General features: G+C 69.2%; 2 protein-coding genes. Both read left to right on the forward strand.

The genetic code is table 11. The features are described 5' to 3' along the window. Window positions 1-1,031 precede the first annotated feature (1,031 nt). A complete protein-coding gene (locus tag ABZ857_RS43860; protein WP_357056840.1) occupies window positions 1,032-2,516 on the forward strand; it encodes a lectin in 1,485 nt (494 codons plus the stop codon). Window positions 2,517-2,542: 26 nt separating this feature from the next. Further along, window positions 2,543-3,630, forward strand: a 1,088-nt coding sequence (locus tag ABZ857_RS43865) for a hypothetical protein (protein WP_357056843.1), incomplete at its 3' end; no start/stop codon positions are given.

A 3,630-nucleotide genomic window follows, 5' to 3' on the forward strand; every position in this document is an offset into this window, starting at 1 on the left:
ATCCGCGCCGGCGACCCCGAAGCAGCCGCCCACGCCGCCGCCACACACATCGACAACACCCTCGACGACTACCGCAGAGAGATCCAGCAGCGCCTGTTCCGTTCGGCCGGCTGAGCCGTCCAGCCGCCCCGCCGCTGGGGGTGTCTCCGTAGTCACTCCCGAGTACGGATGCAAATCGTTTCGATGATGTGATCATTGTCGGGTCGTGGACGGGCTGAGGGGGCCAGCCCGCTTGAGGCGGTCTGTGAATCTTTCATTCGAGCGCAACCGGCAGGGGACCGCGAGCATCCCTGCTGAGAGCCGCGGCAGGGACTCCAGCCTCTCACGCGGGTCGGTAAGAAGGGGAACGAGGTTCTTGACACGCGCGTCGCCGGTCGTATTTGCTTCGCTGCATCCCGCCACCCCCCAATCCGCCGGCAGAAAGGATCAACGCTCTGTCGATCTGTTAGCGCTAACATAGCTCGCAAGTGCCGCGAGGAGGCAACAGGGGCTGGATACCGACACCCGGTCGACGCGAACCGGTTCGTGGACCCTTTCGAGGAGGTTCAGCGAGACGCTCTCGCCGATCCGGTGTGACCCGGATGGTGATCCACCGACGTCGCGGCTCGCCGCGCACGACGGGGTGAGATGCGCCACCGGCGTTCCGGGCTGCGGCCGGACTCCTCACCACTGTCCGCAACCCTTTCCTTGCCCCGTACATGCGCCTTCGCGCGGATCGGGCCCACGACCGGGACCCGTGAGTCCTCCGGTCTCCACGCTACGGACAACGCTGGGTCGGTACCGAGCGTAACGATCCAGGAGCGGTCAGATCGCACGGTCCTACCGTTCGCGGTGGCTGTTCCCACAGTGACCCACCGCATGGGACACGACCGCCTATCGCCGGCTCCGGCGAGGCTGCCCGGATTCAGCACGTGGCTGTCTCCGCCGTGCCTTCCCCCCAAGGAGTGAAAGCAATGGGTTCTTCGTCCGTTGACTCATCGGGCCATGCGGCTCGCGGGCGGCGCTCGCCGGCGGCCGTCGCGGCCTGCCTCATGGCAGCGCTCGCGGCCCTCCTCGCCACCGCCCTGACATGGTCGGCACCGGCATCGGCGGCGATGGCGCCGCTGGTCGGCGCGTCCTCGGGGCGCTGCCTGGACGTGGCGGGCAACACCGATGCGCCGGGCGCCGCCCTGCAGATCTGGGACTGCAACGGCCAGGCCAACCAGGCGTTCGAGTTCACCTCGGGCGGTGAGCTGCGCACGTTCGGCGGCACGCGGTGCGTGGACGCGTACGGCCAAGGGACGTCGCCGGGCACGAAGGTGGTCATCTGGTCGTGCAACGGGCAAGCCAACCAGAAGTGGCGCCAGAACGCCGACGGATCCATCACCGGGGTCCAGTCCGGACTGTGCCTGGACGTGTACCAGGCGGCGACGGCCAACGGGACCGCGGTCGCCCTGTGGACCTGCAACGGGCAGAGCAACCAGAGGTGGACCGTCGCAGGGGGGCCCACCACGTCACCGAGCCCGCCCACGTCGCCGAGCCCGCCCACGTCGCCGAGCCCGCCGCCCCCCGGCTCGCGCCCGTGTGACATCTACGCCGCCGGCGGCACACCGTGCGTGGCCGCGCACAGCACCACGCGGGCGCTCTACAACGCCTACACCGGCAACCTCTACCAGGTGCGGCGCTCCTCCGACAACGCGACCAGGAACATCGGCGTCCTGACCGCGGGCGGGGTCGCCAACGCGGCGGCCCAGGACTCCTTCTGCGCCGGCACCACCTGCGTCGTCACCGTCGTGTACGACCAGTCCGGGCGCGGCAACGACCTGTGGTACCAGGGGTCGAGCGTGGTCCCCGGGTCACCTCAGAGCAAGCCCGCCATCGCGACCACCGAGTCGCTGTCCGTGGGCGGCAACAAGGCCTACTCCCTGTACATCAACCCCGGCAACAGCTACTGGCGTGACGGTCACCTGACCGGCGTGCCGACCGGCAGCGCGCCCGAGGGCATGTACATGGTGACCAGCGGCACGCACGTCAACAGCGGCTGCTGCTTCGACTACGGCAACAGCGAGACCACCCGCAAGGCCGACGCCGCCGGCGCCATGGACGCCATCTACTTCGGCACGAGCTGCTGGTTCGGCGGCTGCTCCGGATCGGGTCCCTGGGTCCAGGCCGACCTCGAATGGGGGCTCTACCCCGGCGGAAGCCAGTCCTGGAACCCCAACCAGAGAGCCTTCACCAGCAAGTTCGTCACGGCCACGCTGAAGAACAACGGCACCAGCCGATTCGCGATCAAGGGCAGCAACGCGCAGTCCGGCACCCTGTACACCCTCTACGACGGCGCGCTTCCCCCCGGCTACAGCCCGATGAAGAAGCAGGGCGCCATCGTCCTGGGCAGCGGCGGCGACTGCTGCAAGCCCGATGGCGGCGCCAACCTCAGCGCCGGCACCTTCTACGAAGGAGCGATGGTGGCGGGCTACCCCTCCGACGCCACCGAGAACGCCGTACAGGCCGACGTCGTCGCCGCCGGCTACCGCTGACCCCCTAACCGCGCATGGAGTTGCGTATGTTGAGTAAAAAGTCTCTTTTCGCCGCAATCGCGGCGGCAGCACTTCTCGTTCTGGGCATAAGCGGCACGGCGCTCGGCGGAACGACGTCGGCCACGCACAGCGCCGTGGCCGCCGCGGCGACCGCCGGATGCGGCAAGGCCCCGACGCTGGCAAGTGGCACGCACTCGATCGTGAGCAGCGGCCAGAACCGCAGCTACATCCTGCGGGTGCCCGCCAACTACGACAGCAACCGCCCCTACCGCCTGATCTTCGGGTTCCACTGGAACGGCGGCACCGCCAACGACGTCGACTCGGGCGGAACCGACGGGTACAACTGGTCGTACTACGGACTCAGGCGCCTGGCGGACGCCGCGAACAACGGCACGATCTTCGTAGCGCCCCAGGGCAACGGCAACGGCTGGGCCAACCCCGGCGGCCAGGACGTGACCTTCGTCGACGACATGCTCAGGCAGATCGAGGCCGGCCTGTGCGTCGACACCAGCCAGATCTTCTCCACGGGCTTCAGCTACGGCGGCGGTATGAGCTACGCGCTCGCCTGCGCCCGGGCGACGGTCTTCCGCGCGGTCGTGGTCTACTCCGGCGCGCAGCTCAGCGGGTGCAACGGCGGCACCCAGCCCATCGCGTACATGGGGGTGCACGGCATCGGGGACCCGGTGCTCAACATCTCCACGGGGCGAGGACTGCGGGACACGTTCGTGAGGAACAACGGCTGCACCGCGCAGAATCCGCCCGAGCCCAGGTCGGGCAGCCTGACCCACATCGTCACCGCCTACTCGGGGTGCCGTGCCGGGTATCCGGTCGTGTGGGCGGCGTTCGACGGGGGCCACACCCCGGGCCCGATCGACGGCTGCACCTGTGACGGCTGGAGGACCTGGACCTCGGGCGAGGCGTGGAAGTTCCTGACGCAGTTCGACACGACCCCGCCGACCTCACCCTCTCCCTCGCCGACCGTCTCCCCGACCGTCTCCCCGAGCGGCCCTCCGCCGGCGACGAGCGCGCTCAAGGGTGTGGGGTCGGGGCGGTGCCTGGACGTCACCGGGGTGTCGCAGGCCAACGGCGCTCAGGCGCAGATCTGGGACTGCAA

This window comes from Microbispora sp. NPDC046933 (genome assembly GCF_040644635.1).
Classification (GTDB): Bacteria; Actinomycetota; Actinomycetes; order Streptosporangiales; family Streptosporangiaceae; genus Microbispora.